This is a genomic window from Bordetella sputigena (genome assembly GCF_965137885.1).
Lineage (GTDB): Bacteria > Pseudomonadota > Gammaproteobacteria > Burkholderiales > Burkholderiaceae_B > Bordetella_C > Bordetella_C sputigena.
On sequence record NZ_CBCSCA010000001.1, the window covers coordinates 193,943 to 212,028 of the forward strand.

General features: G+C 67.7%; 16 protein-coding genes. 8 read left to right on the plus strand and 8 right to left on the minus strand.

From position 1 onward, the window contains the following. Positions 1-22: 22 nt before the first annotated feature. From ACNA0R_RS00935 to ACNA0R_RS00950, 4 genes are all read left to right on the plus strand, one after another. Positions 23-985 (plus strand): branched-chain amino acid ABC transporter permease, encoded by a 963-nt coding sequence (locus tag ACNA0R_RS00935; protein WP_415824001.1) that lies wholly within the window; start codon positions 23-25, stop codon positions 983-985. Beyond that, positions 982-3,039, plus strand: a complete 2,058-nt coding sequence (locus tag ACNA0R_RS00940; RefSeq protein WP_415824002.1) for a branched-chain amino acid ABC transporter ATP-binding protein/permease — start codon at positions 982-984, stop codon at positions 3,037-3,039. Before ACNA0R_RS00935 ends, ACNA0R_RS00940 begins: the two co-directional genes overlap by 4 nt. Further along, a complete protein-coding gene (locus ACNA0R_RS00945; protein WP_415824003.1) occupies positions 3,032-3,739 on the plus strand; it encodes an ABC transporter ATP-binding protein in 708 nt (235 codons plus the stop codon). The genes ACNA0R_RS00940 and ACNA0R_RS00945 overlap by 8 nt, the downstream gene beginning before the upstream one ends. A gap of 85 nt (positions 3,740-3,824) precedes the next feature. Further along, entirely contained in the window at positions 3,825-5,057 is a 1,233-nt protein-coding gene (locus ACNA0R_RS00950) for an ABC transporter substrate-binding protein (RefSeq protein WP_415824004.1), read from the plus strand. A gap of 76 nt (positions 5,058-5,133) precedes the next feature. Here the strand turns inward: ACNA0R_RS00950 and ACNA0R_RS00955 are convergent, their stop codons facing one another. The 4 genes from ACNA0R_RS00955 to ACNA0R_RS00970 all read right to left on the minus strand — a co-directional run bounded on the left by ACNA0R_RS00955 (position 5,134) and on the right by ACNA0R_RS00970 (position 10,118). Then, entirely contained in the window at positions 5,134-6,468 is a 1,335-nt protein-coding gene (locus ACNA0R_RS00955; protein WP_415824005.1) for an MmgE/PrpD family protein, read from the minus strand. 342 nt (positions 6,469-6,810) lie between these two features. Continuing rightward, positions 6,811-7,536, minus strand: a complete 726-nt coding sequence (locus ACNA0R_RS00960) for a GntR family transcriptional regulator (protein WP_415824006.1) — start codon at positions 7,534-7,536, stop codon at positions 6,811-6,813. A 127-nt stretch (positions 7,537-7,663) separates the two neighbouring features. Then, positions 7,664-9,142: an aldehyde dehydrogenase gene (locus ACNA0R_RS00965; protein ID WP_415824007.1), complete on the minus strand. Its 1,479-nt coding sequence runs from the start codon at positions 9,140-9,142 to the stop codon at positions 7,664-7,666. Between the two features lie 13 nt (positions 9,143-9,155). Continuing rightward, the gene (locus tag ACNA0R_RS00970; RefSeq protein WP_415824008.1) at positions 9,156-10,118 is read right to left on the minus strand and encodes a Bug family tripartite tricarboxylate transporter substrate binding protein; all 963 of its coding nucleotides are present in this window, start codon (positions 10,116-10,118) and stop codon (positions 9,156-9,158) included. A 353-nt stretch (positions 10,119-10,471) separates the two neighbouring features. Here ACNA0R_RS00970 and ACNA0R_RS00975 point away from each other — a divergent pair, with 353 nt between their 5' ends. Genes ACNA0R_RS00975 through ACNA0R_RS00985 form a run of 3 tightly spaced genes read left to right on the plus strand, consistent with a single transcriptional unit; the run spans position 10,472 to position 12,294 of the window. Continuing rightward, on the plus strand, positions 10,472-10,867 hold the full coding sequence (locus tag ACNA0R_RS00975; RefSeq protein WP_415824009.1) for a carboxymuconolactone decarboxylase family protein: 396 nt from the start codon (positions 10,472-10,474) through the stop codon (positions 10,865-10,867). A gap of 46 nt (positions 10,868-10,913) precedes the next feature. Next, complete coding sequence (locus ACNA0R_RS00980; RefSeq protein WP_415824010.1) at positions 10,914-11,309, plus strand: cupin domain-containing protein; 396 nt, start codon at positions 10,914-10,916, stop codon at positions 11,307-11,309. A 43-nt stretch (positions 11,310-11,352) separates the two neighbouring features. Beyond that, positions 11,353-12,294, plus strand: a complete 942-nt coding sequence (locus tag ACNA0R_RS00985) for a LysR family transcriptional regulator (protein WP_415824011.1) — start codon at positions 11,353-11,355, stop codon at positions 12,292-12,294. Positions 12,295-12,307: 13 nt separating this feature from the next. Here ACNA0R_RS00985 and ACNA0R_RS00990 read toward each other — a convergent pair whose 3' ends face one another. The 4 genes from ACNA0R_RS00990 to ACNA0R_RS01005 all read right to left on the minus strand — a co-directional run bounded on the left by ACNA0R_RS00990 (position 12,308) and on the right by ACNA0R_RS01005 (position 17,032). Continuing rightward, positions 12,308-13,219 (minus strand): NAD(P)-dependent oxidoreductase, encoded by a 912-nt coding sequence (locus ACNA0R_RS00990; protein ID WP_415824012.1) that lies wholly within the window; start codon positions 13,217-13,219, stop codon positions 12,308-12,310. 87 nt (positions 13,220-13,306) lie between these two features. Continuing rightward, positions 13,307-14,281: a Bug family tripartite tricarboxylate transporter substrate binding protein gene (locus ACNA0R_RS00995; RefSeq protein ID WP_415824013.1), complete on the minus strand. Its 975-nt coding sequence runs from the start codon at positions 14,279-14,281 to the stop codon at positions 13,307-13,309. Between the two features lie 361 nt (positions 14,282-14,642). Next, positions 14,643-16,040 (minus strand): MmgE/PrpD family protein, encoded by a 1,398-nt coding sequence (locus ACNA0R_RS01000; RefSeq protein ID WP_415824014.1) that lies wholly within the window; start codon positions 16,038-16,040, stop codon positions 14,643-14,645. Beyond that, positions 16,037-17,032, minus strand: coding sequence for a Bug family tripartite tricarboxylate transporter substrate binding protein (locus ACNA0R_RS01005; RefSeq protein WP_415824015.1), 996 nt, complete (start codon positions 17,030-17,032; stop codon positions 16,037-16,039). The genes ACNA0R_RS01000 and ACNA0R_RS01005 overlap by 4 nt, the downstream gene beginning before the upstream one ends. Before the next feature lie 155 nt (positions 17,033-17,187). Here ACNA0R_RS01005 and ACNA0R_RS01010 point away from each other — a divergent pair, with 155 nt between their 5' ends. Further along, the gene (locus ACNA0R_RS01010) at positions 17,188-18,057 is read left to right on the plus strand and encodes a LysR substrate-binding domain-containing protein (RefSeq protein ID WP_415824016.1); all 870 of its coding nucleotides are present in this window, start codon (positions 17,188-17,190) and stop codon (positions 18,055-18,057) included. Positions 18,058-18,086: the final 29 nt, after the last annotated feature.

Genomic DNA, 18,086 nt, shown 5'->3' on the forward strand with positions numbered 1-18,086 from the left:
GGCGTTGCTCCAAGGAGACGCGATGACGGAATTGCAGATACAGCTGGAGGCTTTCCTCCAGGCCCTGGCGGCCGGCGTGCTGGTGGGCGCGCTATACGGCTTGATGTGCGTAGGCCTGGCCATGATCTTCGGGATCATGCGCGTCATCAATTTCGCCCAGGGCGATTTCATGATGCTGGGCATGTATGTGGCCTACTTCTTTTTCATCGCACTGGGTTCCCATGTGCTGGCCGGGTCGCCGCTGGGGGCCTACGTCTCCATCCTGCTGACCGTTCCGGTCATGTTCGCGGTGGGCTACCTGGCGCATCGGCTGCTGATCTCGCGGGTGACAGGCGGGCGCACCGCCGCGCTGGACGGGGAAGGCCACTATGCCCAGCTGATCCTGACGCTGGGCATCGCGCTGATCCTGCAGAACGGCGCCATGATGCTGTTCGGACCGCAGCTGGTGTCGATACGCACGGCGGTGTCCAGCAGCGCTTGGGAAATCGGCCCGCTGTGGGGCGACTTCGTCAGTGTGTTCGTCAACAAGGGCCGCGGTTTCGCGGCGCTGATTTCGGTGGCCACCATCCTGCTGCTGATCGCGCTGGTCAACCGGACGCGGCTGGGCAAGTCGCTGCGCGCCGCGGCGGACAATCCGGTGGCGGCATCCTACATGGGCATCGACGTCAATCGCGCCTACCGCATTGCCTTCGCGCTGGGAACCTGCGTGACCGCATTGTCGGGCGGACTGCTCGCCACCAATTTTCCCTTTCATCCCTTCGTCGGACTGGAGTTCGTCATCATCATGTACGCCGGCGTGGTGCTGGGCGGCATGGGCAGCATTTCGGGGGCGTTCTGGGGCGGCATGGTGATCGGGCTGGTGCAGCAGCTGTCCGCGCTGGTGCTGCCGACACAGCTGCAGAACGCCGCGATATTCGTATTCTTCCTGCTGATCGTGACCCTGCGTCCGCAGGGCCTGTTCGGCCGCGTGGCGGAGCGGACATGAACGGGCGCCGCCATCTGTGGTTTCTGTGCGCGCTGGCCGTCGCGTATCCGGCGATCGCGCTGTGGGTGGACAACACCTACCACCAGCTGATTTTCACGCTGGTGCTGGTGTGGGCCTGCTTCGGCCTGTCCTGGAACATGCTCAGCGGCTATACCGGGCTGGTGTCCTTCGGACACGCGGCATTCTTCGGCCTGGGCGCGTATGCGGCGGTGCTGGGGCAGATCTATCTGAACCTGACGCCGTGGCTGATGATACCGGTGTCGGCCGCCATCGGCGCGGTCGCGGGCCTGCTGGTCGGCTTGCCGACCTTCCGCCTGCGCGGGCATTACTTCGCGCTGGCCATGCTGGCCTATCCCCTGGCGCTGCTGTATGTCTTCGAGTGGCTGGGGTACCAGGAAGTGACCTTCCCGATGAAGCGGGAGAACGCCGCCGCCTACATGCAGTTTTCCAATCCGGGCATGTACACCGTGGTGGCGATGGGCATGCTGGTGCTGTTCGTGGCGCTGACGCGCTACGTCGAACGCACGCGCTTCGGCATGGCGCTGATCGCCATCAAGCAGAACGAGGCGGCGGCCGAGGCCGCGGGCATCGATACGCTGCGATGGAAGCTGAAAGCCATTGCCCTGAGCGGCGCCATCGCCGGCGCCACCGGCGCTTTCTATGCCGTCGTGCTGCTGGTGGTTACCCCGGTATCGGTGTTCGGCATGCTGGTGTCGGCGCAGGCGCTGACGGTGGCGATGTTCGGCGGCGTGGGCAGCGTATGGGGGCCGATCATAGGCGCGGCCATCCTGGTGCCGCTGGGCGAGGTGCTGCATGCGGAGCTGGGCGCGCGCTATCCGGGCATACAGGGGGTGATCCTGGGCATCGCGATCATCGCGGTGATCCTGGCGGCGCCTGAAGGGGTGTTCTGGAAGGTGCGCGATTACCTGCGTCGCCGCGGCGCGGGCGCTGGTCCGGCGATGCCGGCGAGCTTGCCGGCGGATGGGAATGCCGGCCGTACCGACAACGACCGCGCAGCCGGTCATACGCGGGCCGCGCATTCCGCGGCGGTCGCACACGAGCCGCAAGCCGCGTCCTCCGCGGCGGCCCGGCATGAACCGCAGCCTGGCGCCGGTTATCCGGGCCAGTTCGCCGCGGGCGGCATGGCCAGCCAGGCCATGTCCTCCACCTTGCGCGGCATGGCCGACGGGGCGGCCGCCTTCGTGCCGATGGCGTTCGAAGCCGTGTCCGCGACCGAGGCCGCGGGCGTGGTAACGGGCGCCACGCCTGCCCGCGGCGCTGCCGCCACGTCTGGCGCCGATGCCGGGCCCCGCGGCAACGCCGTTCCCATCCTGGAAGTGCGCAACGTATCGCGCCGCTTCGGCGGCCTGCAAGCCGTGCGCGACGTCAGCTTCAGCGTGCGGCGCGGCATGATCCTGGGCATCATCGGCCCGAACGGCGCCGGCAAGACCACGCTGTTCAACCTGCTGAACGGTTTCCTGCGTCCGGACACCGGCATGGTGCTGGTCAATGGCGTCGACATGGCGGGCCGCAAGCCCCACGTCCTGTGCGCCGCCGGCATGGGTCGCACCTTCCAGGTAATGCGCCCCTTCATGCGGCTGACGGTGCTGCAGAACGTGCAGGTGGGTGCCTATGTGAAGGCGGACAGCGAAGCGCATGCGCGCGAGCTGGCCCGCCAGGCCGTTCAGCGTGTCGGCCTGGCCGACTGCGCCGACCAGGTCGCGTCGACCTTGACCACGCGGCAGCTGCGGCTGATGGAACTGGCGCGCGCGCTGGCGGGGCAACCCGATCTGCTGCTGCTGGACGAAACGCTGGCCGGCCTGGGCGCCGGCGAGGTCGACGACGTGCTGGCGGTGATCCGCTCGCTGTCGCGCGACGGCGTGACCATCGTCATCATCGAACACACCATGCAGGCCATGGTGCGGCTGGTCGACCAGTTCCTGGTCCTGGACCATGGCGAGGTGCTGGTCATGGGCGATCCCGCTTCCATCACCCGCGACCCGCGCGTGGTCGAGGCCTACCTGGGTAAAAAGTGGAGCGCCAAGGATGCTTGAGATCCAGAGTCTCGTGGCCGGCTATGCCGCGCTGCCCGTGCTGCACGATGTCTCCATCCAGGTCGGCGCCGGCGAGTTCGTCTCCATCGTCGGCCCCAATGGCGCGGGCAAGAGCACGTTGTTCAAGACCATCTCCGGCACGGTGCCGGCGATGTCGGGCGCGATCCGTTTCGACGGCAGGGACCTGCTGTCGGTGCCGCCGGCCCGGCGTCCCCATCTGGGCATTGCCCACGTGCCCGAAGGACGCCAGGTTTTTTCGTCGATGACGGTGCAGGAAAACCTGGAGATGGGCGCCTATACGGCAGCCGGCCGGCGCGATTGGCAGCGCAATCTGCGGCGCATCTACGAGTGGTTCCCGGTGTTGCCGCAACGCGCCAGGCAGCTGGCGGGCACGCTGTCCGGCGGCGAGCAGCAGATGCTGGCGATCGGCCGCGGGCTGGCCTCGTCGCCGCGCCTGCTGATGCTGGACGAGCCGTCGATGGGCCTGTCGCCGGCGATCGCGGACTTCATTTTCGAGCGTTTGATCGATATACGCCGCGATGCGGGCCTGACCATACTGCTGGTGGAGCAGCGGGTGGCCGAGGCGCTGCAGTTCGCCGATCACGCCTATGTGCTGGAAACCGGCCGCGTGGCGCTGGCGGGCACGCACGAAACCCTGCAGGCGGACGACCGTGTCCGCCGCGCATACCTGGGTATGTAAACGGACGCGCCATTCCCGCATCGGGAGGGCGTGTGCATGCGCAGAGAACCTTGAGACCCGTAGACCGGGCTAACAGGAGGAGACCATGAACACTTCGAAGAGACCGCGCCTGCTGGGCGCGGCGGCCCTGTGCGGGCTGTTGTTTGCGGCAGGCATGGCGGCGCCCGCGCGCGCGGCCGATCCCAAGCCGGTCAGCGTGGGCCTGATCGCGCCCATGTCCGGCCTGTATGCCAGGCCGGGCCAGGTGATGCGGATGGGCGCGGAGATGGCGGTTGCCGACATCAACGCGCAAGGCGGTATCAAAGCGCTGGGCGGCGCGCCGCTGAAACTGGTGGTGGTGGACTCGGGCGATTCGACGGAAAAGTCCAAGAGCGCGGCGCAACGGATGGTGGCCGACTATCCGGATCTGGTGGCGGCCACGGGCGCCTACCTGAGTTCCTTCACGCTGGCGGTGACGGAAGTGACGGAGCGCGCCAAGCTGCCGATGCTGACCTTGTCGTACTCCGACCAGATCACGGGGCGCGGCTTCAAGTACATCTTCCAGACCTCGGCGACGGCGGGACGGCAGGCGGACATCGCGCTGCCCATCATCCTGGAACTGGCGGAGAAGGCCTCCGGCAAGCGGCCGAAGACCGTCGCCATCCTGACCGACAATACGGCCGCCTCCCTGTCGTCGGTGAAGGCGATGAAGGACGGCCTGCTGCAGAAAAACAATCTTGAGCTGGTGGTGGACGAGACCTTCACGCCGCCGCTTTCCGATGCGTCATCGCTGATACAGCGCGTGCGGTCGCGACGGCCGGATCTGGTGTTCTTCCTGCCGACGGTGATCTCGGACGCGAAGCTGATCCTGGAGAAGATGAACGAAACCAATGTGCGCATCCCGGTGATCTCTTTCGGCATCGCGATCGCGGAGCCCGACGTGCTCAACACGGTCAGTCCGCAACTGCTGAATGGCGTGATGTCGGCGGTGGCGAACTGGGGCGCGAAGGGGCAGGAGAAGCTGATCCAGCGCATGAAGACCGAATACAAGGAGCCCTGGATGACCCAGAACGCCATCTCCACTTATGGCGATATGTGGATCATCAAGGCGGCGTTGGAGAAGGCCGGCAAGGCGGACCGCGAATCGGTGGCGCAGGCGATGCGCAGCCTGAACGAAGGGCCCACGCCTTATTTCCCCGGCGGGGAATTGAAGTTCGACGAGGCCGGACACCGCGTGGGGGCGTCGCTGACCATCATCCAATGGCAGAACGGCGTGCCCGTGACCGTGTATCCGGAGAACCTGGCGATCGCGCCGCCCATATGGCCCGGCAAGAAGTAATGCCCGGGGGCGGCGCGCGCCGCCCCTGCCGGGTTACCGCTGGCAGGGATCCGCACGTGCCGCCGCATGGATGCGATCAAACCAGGCGCAGCAGATGGGTCAGTGCCACCACATCGGACGCCCGGTCCATCGCGAGAACCGCGGCCAGGATGTCCTCCGCAAGGGCGGGCGCCAGGTCCGCGGTCAGCCGGCGGTACTTCCCGACCACCTTGTCGTGGCTGGGACGCTGATACTCCATCTCGATGCCGCGCATCGCGAAACAGCGTCCCGCCACCGTCACCTCTACGTGGACGTCATGGACTTCGGAGGACGGCTCGACGAGCTCGATGCGCTCCGCCAGGGCCAGCACATCGGCATCGTCGGTGCGGTCGTAATACGCGTAGGTGTCGATGGGCCGATCCAGCAGCGCCGCCGCCACCGTGAAACGGGCACTGATGCGCGCCTTCAGGGCGGTCGCGAAAGGCGCGGCGTTCAGGTAGCCCGGGTTCGTGTACGTCTCGATCGGCGCGGTTATGCGCACGTGTTCGATACGCGCGGGATCGAAGCCATGCTCGCGTGCCAGCCGGTGCGCGAGTTCTACCGGCGTTTGCACGAAGATGCAAACCGGGCGCTCTTTGTAGAGCGTTTCCTCGATCAGGAAATGTTCTCCCAGACCCTGCGCCGTGCGCGCCGCGCTACCGGCGCCATTGGAAAAAGCATGGAAGAAGCCGGACGTGCCCTCGAACACGGTGGGGGAGGCCGTCGCGCCGGCCCGCGCCAGCAGCGCCGCGGAAGCGCCGCTGCGGCTGGCCCACCCCACATTCAGCTTCACGTCCATCGTGCCGGAATGAAATCCTTCGCCGAAGCCGGAGGCGAACATGGCGCCCAGCCCTATCGCGTTGGCGGTGCGCGCCGCATCCAGCCGCAAGGCGCGCGCGGCGGCCGCGGCCGCCCCCACCGCGCCCGGCACGCCGGTCGCGCGAAAGCGCGGCAGCATGCCCGGCCCGCCCAGGTAGGCGCGCGCCGTGACTTCATAGCCGGCGACGATGGCGGCCAGCAGGTCGGCCCCGCTGCCGCCATGTTCTTCAGCCAAGGCCAGCGCGGCGGGCACGACGACGGCGCCCGCGTGCGACTTGGCCAGGAAGTCGTCGTGCGTGCTGCCGTTGACCAGGGTGGCGTTGACGAAGCTGGCATCGACCGCGGCGGCGCGCTCCCGCCGTCCAACGATGCTGGCGCCGCCCCGGCTGTCCGCGACGAAAGCGCCGGCCACCGCCGGCACGGGCAGCGTACGCGACGAAATGGCCGTGGCCAGGCAGTCGAGCAGGCGGCTCTTGGCGTGGTCGACCACGCGGGCGGGCAGACGGTCAGCGCGGACGTCGGCGACGAATCGCCCCAGCTGCACAGCGATGGGGACGTTGGGGGAAGCGTCCATGGGGGGCGCTGCGCCGGCGTTCGGCGCTTCCGCTACCGGGAGTGGGTTCATCGTCAGTGTTCCGATTAACGATACGGCGTTTCGTTAAAAGGTATTGTACGGGGTGCCGCCGGCCGCGCGCTACCGGCTTTTCTGGATGAGGCGGAATTTGCGCGCGTGATGGCGCAGCCCCGGGTCCTTGCGGAAGGGATGTGAGCTCGATGAAGCGGGACTGCGAAGCGAAGCTAAGCGGAGAAAGGCAGATGAAGCGAGGCGGACAAAGCCAGGCAGACAAAGCGGCCGGGTTGCGCGGCCACCTGCGGGCATCTGCGGGCGGCGCGCCCGATGTGCGCCGGGGCGGCGCTAAGTCGCGGCGGCGGATACCTCTTCGGCCGCCTCGTTGCCTTGCCGCAGGATCTCGATGGCGACCTTGGCCGCGTTGCGGACATGCAGGCTGCCTGCCCGCCGGGCCGCCTTGCCATCCCGCGCCACCACGGCATCGATCACGTCCGCCAGTTCGGCGAGACTTTTCTTCGACCGGCCGGGCGCCTGCATGGACGTCGAGCGCAGCAGCATCACACGGGAATTCAGCAGACGCAGCGTCGTGGTCAGCGCCTCGTTGCCGGCGCCGTCCAGCAGTTGCTGGTAGAAGAAATTCTTGGCGGTCAGCTTTTCCAGCGCGGTGCCATGCGTCATGGCGCGCTTCAAGGCCTGGAAAGCGTCCTGCAGCGCTTTGCGTTGCGCATCGTTGGCATGTTCCGCGAATAACTGGCAGGCCAGGCCTTCCAGCTCCTCGCGCACCTGGTAGATGCCTTCCGCCTGTTCGGGCGACAGGCGATCCACCACCGGCCCGCGATGCGGGATGACGTGGATCAAGCCTTCGGATTCCAGCTGCCGCAGCGCTTCGCGCACCAGGGTGCGGCTGACGCCGGTCATTTCGCAAAGCTCGCGTTCCGGCAGCCGTTCGCCCGGCCGGAAGCGCCCCACCAGGATGGCGTTGCGTATGCTTTCGGTCACGCTGTGCCGCAGTACGGATGCGGCGCGCGGCACTTTGAAATCGCCCTCAGGCGCGGCAACGGCGGCTTTCATGCGGTAGTTTGGCAAATGGCTGGCCGCTCGGCGGCAATGGCGGGCATTTTAACCCGGGGCGGCGGCCTGCCCCCACGTTCCCGCGTAGGGAACAGGCCGGTTCGGCCGCATCATGTTGCGCGGATGCCTAACGCATGACGAAGGGATTCGGCACATCGCCACCGGTGCTTATCCATATGCTTTTCTCCTGCAGGTATTCGCGGATGGCCGACAGCCCGCTTTCGCGGCCGATGCCCGAACGTTTGTAGCCGCCGAAGGGCGACAGGTAGCTGGTCGCGCGGTAGGTGTTGACCCATACGGTTCCCGCTTCCAGCCGCCGCGAGAGGTTCAGGGCGCGTCCCATGTCGCGCGTCCATAGTCCCGCGGCCAGGCCGTAGCGGGTGTCGTTGGCGATGTCGACGGCTTCGTCGTCGGTATCGAAGGGGATGACGCACAGCACGGGGCCGAAGACCTCCTCCTGCGCGATGCGCATGTCGGGGCGCACGTCGCAGAAGATGGTCGGTTCGACGAACCAGCCGCGGCCGCATTCGGGGCGGGTGCCCGGCGTGCCGCCGAGTACGCAGCGGGCGCCGCCGGCGCGGGCGATGTCGATGTAGTCCAGGATTTTCTTCAGCTGCATCCGCGTGGTGACCGGCCCGATCTGCGTGTCCGGCAGCGCGGGATCGCCCATGCGCGCGGTACGGGCGAAGGCGACCAGTTTTTCGACGAAGACGTCGTGGATGTCGCGATGCACGAGCACGCGCGAACCGGCGATGCAGGTCTGCCCCGTGGCGGCGAAAATGCCGGATACCGCGCCCTTGACGGCATTGTCCAGGTCGGCGTCGGCGCAGATGATGTTGGCGGACTTGCCGCCCAGCTCCAGCGTGACCGGCTTGATGCCGCGCGCGGCCATTTCATAGACGTGCTGGCCGGTCTGGTCGCCGCCGGTGAAGGCCACCTTGGCGACGTCCGGGTGCGTGACCAGGGCCTCGCCGATGTCGCTGCCCAGGCCGCTGACGATATTGACCACGCCCGGCGGGAAGCCCGCTTCTTCGAACAGGCGGCCGAACGCCAGCGCCGATGCGGTGGAGTGTTCGGAAGGCTTCCACACCACCGTGTTGCCGGCGGCCAGCGCGGGCGCGAGCTTCCAGGTCGCCAACAACAGCGGCGAGTTCCACGGCGTGATCGCCGCCACGACGCCCAGCGGTTCGTCACAGGTGAAGTTGAAGCAGTCGGGCTTGTCGATGGGTATGACGCGGCCTTCGATCTTGTCGGCCAGGCCGCCGAAGTAGTAGTACCACTGCGGCATGTAGCGCATCTGGCCGCGCATTTCCGAGATCAGCTTGCCGTTGTCGCGGGTTTCGATGGCGGCCAGTTCATCGGCATCGCGCGCGACCAGATCGCCCAGGCGGCGCAACAGGGCGCCGCGCGCGGTGGGCGTGAGGCCGCGCCACGCGGGATTCGTGAAAGCGCGACGCGCGGCCTGTACAGCGCGATCGACGTCTTCCACGCCGGCGCGCGGCACGCGCGCCCAGGCCTCGCCGGTATAGGGATTGAAGGTCTCCAGCCACTGGCCGTCCTGGGCATTGACCCAGCGGCCATCGCAAAGCATTTGCAGATCCTGCATGTCGACTCCTGCGTTACTGGACGGCGAGCCGGTTGTCGCGCACGACGCCGCCCCATTTGTCGGCTTCGGCCTGGATGTAGCCGGCGGCTTCGGCGGGTGTGTTCAGGATGGTGCCGATGCCGTTGCGGTCCATGAACTCGATCAGCGCGGGCTGCCGCATGGCGCGCTTGCTGGCGTCGTACAGCTTCTTGATGCGATCCGGCGGCGTGCCCGCGGGCGCGGCCAGGACGAACCAGTTGGCGGCATCGAAACCGGGCAGGGTTTCGGCGACGGTGGGCGCGTTGCCGGCCGCCGCCAGCCGTTGCTGCCCGGTAGTGGCGATCAGTTTGAGCCGGCCGGATTGGACGAAGGGCAGCGAGGACGCGGGGTTGTCGAACATCACGTCGACCTGTCCGCTGATCAGGTCCGGAAAAGCCGGGCCCGCGCCCTTGTAGGGCACGCTGGTCCATTTGACGCCGGCCACGCTGCCCATCAGCTCGCCGGCCAGGAAGTGGATGCCGCTGTTGCCCGGCGCGGCGAAGTTGACCGAACCGGACTTGGCGCGCGCCATCGCGATCATCTCCTGCACGGTGGATGGCTTGAAATGCGTGGACGCCACCAGGACCAGCGGATTGGAAGCCAGTATGGTCACCGGCGCATAGTCCTTGCGGATGTCGTAGGGCAGGTCCTGGTAGAAGGCGGGCGTGATGGCGTAGGCGGCCGAGCTCATGACGACCGTATAGCCGTCGGGCGCGGCGCGCGCGACCTCGGCCATGCCGATCTGGCCGTTGGTGCTGGGTTTGTTTTCGACAATGACGCTCTGGCCCAGTATCTGGCTCAGCTCCTTGGCCAGCGGCCGCGCCAGCGCGTCGACGCCGCCGCCCGCGCCGAAGGGCACGATCATGCGCAAGGGGCGGTCCGGGTAGTCGGCCTGGGCGGACGTGACGGACAGCAGGCTCAGTAGTGCGGCGGCAAGCATGGATGCGGTTTTCTTCATGACGTCACGGGCCGGCGGGCGCATGCCTTGCGCTCACGGCGCTGCGGCCATGGGCGACGGCGGGGCCTGCGGGCCTCCTCCTCCTCCGGGTTGCGTGATGGTGGCGGCGTCGTGCCGAGCCTGCTGGCGCCGGCCGGCGCGCTGCTTGAAATTTCTTATGATTGTATGACTGTATCATCGACATCTTGCACCCATGGCTAGTGATAACCCTAGCGGCAGGCGCAACATGCCCGGGCCGGCATTTACTATATGATTGCAGGATTGTATGATCGCAACTACCGCGGGCGGCGCTTAATGCCGCCGCGGCATGCGGCAGCCGCGGGCGCAGGCCGCGCCGACAAAAGGAACCAGCGATGGCAAACGACGAGCTCTTCCAGAAAGGCTTCCAGAATCGCAAGGACGTGCTGGGCGCGGCCCACGTGGAGAAATCCTGGAACGCCGCCGACGATTTCAACCGTCCCATGCAGAGGCTGGTCACGGAGTACTGCTGGGGCGAGATCTGGGGCGACGACACGCTGCCATTCAAGACCCGCAGCCTGATCAACCTGGCGATGTTGACCGCGATGAGCCAGCACCACGAGCTGGCATCGCATGTGAAGGGCGCGCTGCGCAACGGCTGCACCCGTGAAGAGATACGCGCCGTGCTGCTGCAGGCGGCCATCTATTGCGGCGTGCCGCTGGCGCTGGCGGCTTTCCGCGTGGCCAGCGAGGCCATCGCCGCCTACGAAGCGGAAGCGGCGCGCGCTTGAGGGCCGCTTCCGCTTCGGCATTGACGGTTTTCCACAGGAGACAGCAATGAAGGTATTTCACGGCAGGGCCAACGGCATTCCGTCGGAACAGCGCGGCCCGACGTTCACGGGCGTCGTCTGGGCGGACCCCGTCATGCCGACCATGGACAACGTAGGCATCAACAATGTGTTCTTCTCGCCGGGCGCGCGCACCCACTGGCACACGCACGAGTACGGGCAGGTGCTGCACGTAACGGCGGGATGCGGCTGGATCTGTCTGGACGGCCAGGAACCGCAGATGATCCGCCAGGGCGACGTGGTGTGGATCGGCCCCAATGAACGTCATTGGCACGGCGCCGCCACCGATACCTACATGATCCATATGGCGACGTCGCTGGGCAAGGCCGATTGGCAGGACGCGGTCACCGACGCGCAATATCCCACGCAGCGCGCCGCGGCCTGATCCGGCGCGGCTGCCGGTTTCTTCCATCAGGGCGGATAGCGCGATGGAAATTCGACAGCTGGAAACATTCATCGGCATCGCCGACGCGGGCGCTTATTCGCGGGCGGCGATGCGCCTGTCCATCAGCCAGCCCATACTGAGCCGGCGCGTCAAGGCGCTGGAAGAAGAACTGGGCGTGGCGCTGTTCCATCGCACGGGCCGCGGCGTGCTGCTGACGGAAGCCGGCGTGCTGCTGGCGCAGTACGCGCGCGGCATCGTCGAAAGCACGCGCACGGCGGTCACGGCCGTCAAGGCGTCCAGCGCGGCGCCGCAAGGGCCGGTCGTGATCGGCATGCCGGCGTCGATCTCCGCCGTATTGTCGGTGCCTTTGATCCAGGCCTTCCGCCGCGCCGTGCCGGGCATCTCGCTGAAGTTCATGGAAGGCTATAGCGGCCATGTGCTGGAGTGGCTGGGCAATGGCCTGACCGACATCGCCATCCTGTACGACGCGCCGCGGCTGAATATTCCGTCGCTGCGCGCGGAATCGCTGCTGACCGACGAACTGTTCCTGCTCGGACCCCGCGACGACCCGGCCGGCGTGGGCGCGGGGCCGGTGCAGCCGGCACGCTTGAGCTGCCTGCCCATGATCCTGCCCGGCCGCCCGCACGGCGTGCGGGTGCTGGTCGACGAAGCGCTGGCGGCGTTGGGACTGGAACCCAATGTCGAGATGGAAGTCGACGCCATGCATGCCATGCTGCAGCTGGTGGAAAGCGGCCTGGGCTATGCCGTGCTGTCCTATTCCTGCGTGGCCCCGCAGATCGCGCAGGGCCGCATGCGCATCTGGCGCATCGCCCGGCCGGGCATCACGCGATCCCTGCTGATCGCCGCGTCCACGCAGCGGCCCTCGACCAAGGCGGTGCGGATCCTGCGCACGATACTGCGGCGGCAGATCCAGGACATGATGGCCCGCGGGAGCTGGACGCCGGATCCCGCGGTGTTTTCCTGAGCGCCGGTGCGGTTTATGAGGACTTCGCGTCCCGCTGCCGGATGGCGACGCCCGCTATCGTCTCCACCGCCTTGGCGACGTGCGTGTAGTCGGCATTCTCGCCGCACATGGCCTGCGCCAGGACCAGCATTTCGCGCACCGCCGATCCGACCATCATGGGCACGCCCATGGATTCGGCTTCATCCACGCACAGGCGCACGTCCTTGTAGGCCAGCTTGGCGGCAAAGCCGATGTCGAAGGTGCCCGTCAATACGGCGCGCGGGAACTTGTCCGCGCTGGCGGTATTGCGGCCCGAGCCGACATTGATGACGTCCAGCATGGTCTTGGCATCGAGGCCGGCTTTCACGCCCATCGCCATGGCTTCCGACGTGATGGCGACGGCCGCCGCCGACATCAGGTTGTTGGCCAGTTTCATGCTTTGGCCCATGCCGGCCTTCTCGCCCAGGTAGAACACCGGGCCGAAGTGCTTGAGCACGGGCACCAATGCGTCGTACTCGTCGCGCGGGCAGGCCGCCATCACTGCCAGCGTGCCGTTGCGCGCGCCGCCGACGCCGCCGCTGACCGGCGCGTCGACGTACAGGATATTGCGCTTGGCCAGCGCGGCGCTGATCTCCCTGGCGGCGCGCGGGCCGATGGTGGACAGGTCCACCACGCGCTTGACGCGGCCGCCGGCGATCAGGCCGTCCGGATCCGTGGCGACGCGCTGCACGATCTCCGGCGTGGGCAGGCTCAGGAAAATCGTCTCGGCCTTGTCGGCGACTTCACGGCCGCCGGCGCAGGCGGCGGCTCCCTTGGCGGCCAGGCCTTGCACGGCCGTGGCGACGGTGTCGTACACCGCCAGGCCGTATCCCGCATCCAGCAGGCGTCCGGCCATGGGGCCGCCCATATTGCCCAGGCCGATGAATCCGTAAGTCTCCGATTGCATGTGTGCTCCTTCAGGGAAGATGAATTGCCATGTATGCCGGCCCGCACGCGGTGCCGCGTCACGCGGCTAGGCGCGCGCGGCCGGCGTTCACTGTTGCGGCGTCAGTCCGATCTGCTTGGCCAGCGACGCCACTTCCTTGACGTCCTTGGCCAGGGTCGCGGACATCGGCGCCGGGCCGCGCTGGGCCTGCGTCGGGATGGTGGCGGCGAGTTGATCGATGCGATCTTTGTACGCCGGGCTATCTATGACTTTCGACAATGCGGCCGCCAGCTTGTCGACCACGGGCTTGGGCGTATTCTTCGGCGCCACCACGCCGTTCCAGATCGCCAGATCGAAGGCCGACAGGCCGCCTTCGGCGAAGGTGGGCACGTCGGGCATCTGCGGCAGGCGTTGGGGCGAGGATACGGCGATGGCACGGATGCGCTTGTCCTTATGCAGCGGCATCATGGTCACGGTCTGGTCGATGACGGCGTCGATGGTGCCGGCCATCAGATCGGCGATGGCGGGACCCGAGCCGCGATACTGGATCAGCTCGCCCTGCGTCTTGGAGATGTGCAGGAACAGGCCCTCGGCCAGATGCGCCGTGGTGCCGGGGCCGCCGGAGCCGAAGTTCAGCTTGGGGCCGCCGGACCGCATGCGTTTCAGCATATCGGGCAGGCTGGTCAGGCCGCTGCGGTTGCTGACCGAAAGCACCATGGGCACGGTGCCCACCATGCCGATGGAACTGAGGTCGCGCACCGGGTCGACGTGGGCGGAAGGATAGAGCAGCGGAATGATGGCCAGCGACATATTGCTGAACATCAGGGTGTAGCCGTCCGGCTCCGACTTCATCAGGCGCTGGTAGCCGATCAGGCCGCCCGCGCCGGTGGTGTTTTCCACGACCACGGATTGGCCGAGTTCGGTCGTCAAGCCGCTGGCGATCTGGCGCGCCAGCGTGTCCAGCGTGCCGCCCGGCGCGACCGCCACCAGCATGACGATGGGGCGGGAAGGAAAGCTGTCGGCGGCGTTGGCCTGGGCGGCCAGCATCAGCGCAGCGACACAGCCAAATAGGAATCGCAACATGTCTGTCTCCTGGATGTTATCGGCAGGCTGGGGCCTGCGCTTGTGCACGGACAGCCGCGTACTGGCGCCTGTGCGTGTCAGGCAATACTAGTCATGCGACGCCGCGCGACACGCCACGTAATCGGCATAGCAGAATGCGCGTTTTCGGTATAACGGGGCCCCCCCCGAAGCGCTGCGCGCTTCCCCCCCAGGGGGGCGACGCTGGAGGACCGGCGGAGCCGGATCCTCGGCGTCCCCGATTGGGGGGCACCTGTGCGCTGCGCGTGCGGGGGCGATGCCGGGGGGCCGGCGGAGGTTCTATGGTTTTGGTTAATGATCGGATCCGTGGCGTCCCCGAGGTGCGACGGCGTCTGTTCGGACGTCATCGCAGCATGAGGCCGCGCGGCAGCAGCGCGACATCGTCCAGATGGTCCAGGTCGCGGATCAGCGACCAGGTATGCGCCACCTGGCCCGCGTCCAGGCCGGCGCGTGGCGCCAGCTGGCGGTATTTGTCTTCCACGTCGGCCCACTCGATGCCGCGGGCGCCGGCGCCGCGTGCGGCGCGGCAGGTGGCCTGGTGGACGCTGCCGTCGTCCATGTGGATGGCGACGCTGCCGCCGTGGCGGTGCGGAAAGCGGTCCGGCAGCGGCGGCGGTTCGCTGGCATAGCGCACCTTGTCCTGCAGCGCGGCGATGCGCGGATCGCGCATTTTCTCGGGACTCAGGTTGTCCCAGCCGAAGCCGCGGTCGACCACGGACGCCGCCACGAAATAGGCCACGCTGTGCGCGGCCTCCACCAGGTTGCGCGGGTGCGCCGCGCCGCCGAAGGTGGTGTGCTGCACCGCCGCGGACACGACGATGCTGTCGATCCGCGACGGATCGACATCGTGCTCGCGCGCCGCGGTGGCGGCGGCTTCCGCGACGGCATGGAAGGGATGGGCGCCCGGCATGAGCTTGATCGCCATGTCCGTCACGATGTCCCAGGATGCCCCCAGGCCCCGCACGATGTCGTCGGCGGCCTGTCCGCCCATGGCCTGCAGAAAGCCGCGCGGCGCTTCCAGGATTTGCGGATCGCCCTGGAAGCCGGCGCGTGCCGCCAGCGCGGCCTGGACGCCCGCCATGGCCGCCATGCCTGCATGGTATTCGCGCGAACAGCTGGTATCGGCCGCCAGCGCCATGCCGCCGATCGAAGTGGCGGCCAGCGCGATGGCATGCGTCATCGCCGGCTCGTCCAGGCCCAGCAGGCGGCCGGCGGACACCGCGGCGCCGAACACCGTCGACACCGATCCGTGGAAGCCGCGCTGCATGCGGCCCGGTGTCAGGGATTCGTCGATGCGGCCGGCGACTTCATAGCCCAGCACCATGGCGGCCAGTACCTCGCGGCCGGGGCGGCCCAGCCATTCGGCCAGCGCCAGCGCGCTCGTGCTGATGATGGTGCCGATATGGGCGATGCTGCGCAGATCGCTGTCGTCGGAAGCCGCGGCGTCGCTGGTCACGGCGTTGACGCGCGCCGCGCGCGCAACGGGCAGGCGCGTCCCGTCGAACCACAGCATGGCCTGCGGCGCGCCGGCGTCTTCGACTTCCAGGCGGCGGATGATTTCCGCCGATGGAATGCGATAGCCCATGGATGCGCTGGCGATGGTGCTGGCCAGGCTCATCTTGGCGTGCTCCAGCGCCAGCGGCTCGATATCCGCGATCCGCGTGCGCACCGAGAAGGCGGCCAGTGCCTGCGCGATCGTGGGACCTGCCACGCCAGGAGCCGTCGTACGCTGCTGCGTCATTGCGCGCCTCCCTTCATCGTCTTCAGGATGGGCAGCCATTTGTCCAGGTCGCGCTTGATCAGCGCCGTGAAATCCCCCGAGGGCGCCAGCGGCGTTCTGGCGACGTCATAGCCTTGTTCGGTCAGTTTGGTGCGCAGCGCCGGCTGGCTCATGACCGTGTTCAATTCCTTGTGCAGGCGCGCCACGCGGTCGGCCGGTACGCCGGCCGGCGCGATGATGCCGAACCACAGGGTGACCTCGTAGTCCTTCATCCCGCTCTCGTTCAGCGAGGGCACGTCGGGCAGCAGCGGCGAACGCGTCAGGCTGGTCACCGCCAGCGGCTTCAGCTTGCCGCCACGGATCAGGCCCAGCGCCGCGGGTATGTTGTACAGGCCCATGTCGACTTCCTTGCTCATGATCGCCACCATGCCCTGCGGCGCGCCGGTGTAGGCCACGTGCATGAGCGGTTTGCCCAGGTACTGGCCCAGCACCACGCCGGCGATGTGGTGGCTGGTGCCGACCCCGCTGGATGAAAAACTGAATTTGTTGGCCGGCTGCGCCTTGATGGCCTGGGCCAGCGCGGCGACCGACGTGTAGGGGGAATCGGGCGCGACCACCAGCACGTTGGCCACGTTCGCCAGCATCGCGATGGGGGTGAAGTCCTTCAGGGAGTCATAGCCGGGCTTGTCGTACAGCGCCTGGTTGGTGATCAGCGTGCCTTGCGCGGCCAGCCCTATGGTGTAGCCGTCGGGGGCGGCGCGGGCGATGTCCATGGTGCCTATGGTGCCACCCGCGCCCGCCTTGTTCTCCACGACGACGGCCTGGCCCAGCTGGGTTGCCAGCTGCGTGGCGACCGTGCGGGACAAGGTGTCCGCCGCGCTGCCGGCCGCAAAGGGGACGACCATTTTCAGCGGACGCGCGGGGTATTCGTCGCGTGCATGCGCCGGCGCGCCGCATAGCAGTGAGGCCGCGGCAATCGCTGTTGCGGCGCGGCGAAGAATGATGGCTTTCATGATGTCTCCTCCTGGATGTTCCCGATACGCCGATGAACGGTGTATGTTGAGAATTCTTGTTGTCGGCTCAAGTGGCCTGTGACGCGACTATAGGAGGCGGGCCGGCGCGCGTCATCCGAATTTCTTTGGCGAACGTTGAGAACCATTCACGCATCATGCATAAGCTGCGCAATATCCTGGGACCGCTGCGCGTACTGGACGCGGTCAATCGCACCGGCGGCGTCGCGCGCGCGGCGCAAAGCCTGCACGTCACGCCCGGCGCGGTCAGCCACCAGATCCGCGCGCTGGAGGCGGCGCTGGACACGCGCCTGTGCCGCAAGGAAGGCCGCGAGGCCGTCCTGACGCCCAGCGGCATGCAGCTGGCGACGCGCGTGGCCGAACTGTTCGACCGCGTCGAGGAAGCGGTGCACGAGGCCACGTCGCTGGGCAGGACGCGACGCGTCCGCCTGAAGGTCATTCCCAGCTTCGCCATCAAATGGCTGATGCCGCGCCTGGCCAGTTTCTATGCCTCGCATGCCGACATCGACCTGGAGGTCGCCACGGTCACGCGGGCCGACGACGTCAGCCTGGGCGACGCGGATTTCGTGGTGCGCCGCGGCCATGGCCAGTGGCCCGGCACGCACGCCGAGGCGCTGTTCGACGACGTGCTGACATTGGCCTGCGCGCCGTCGATGGCGGCCGCCATCCATCACCCGCGCGACGTGCTGGAACACAAGCTATTGCATTCGATGATCGCGCCCGTCAGCTGGGACGCCTGGCTCGCGCGGCAGGGATTGCCGGCGGCGGGCGCGCGGCTGGTGCCGCTGGCCAACGCGGCGCTTTGCCTGCAGGCCGCCGCCCAGGGCGCCGGTATCGCGCTCACGCAGCAAGCCTATATGCGCGAGGAACTGGCCCTGGGCGTGCTGGCGCGGCCGCTCGACGTGGCCATGCGCAGCGGCGAATCCTATTACCTGGTCAGCGCGCCCGGCACGCTTGACATACGGCCCTGCGCCGAATTCGCGGCGTGGGTACGGTCGGTGGCGTGAGGCAGGTTCGGCGGCCCGGCGCGTGGCTG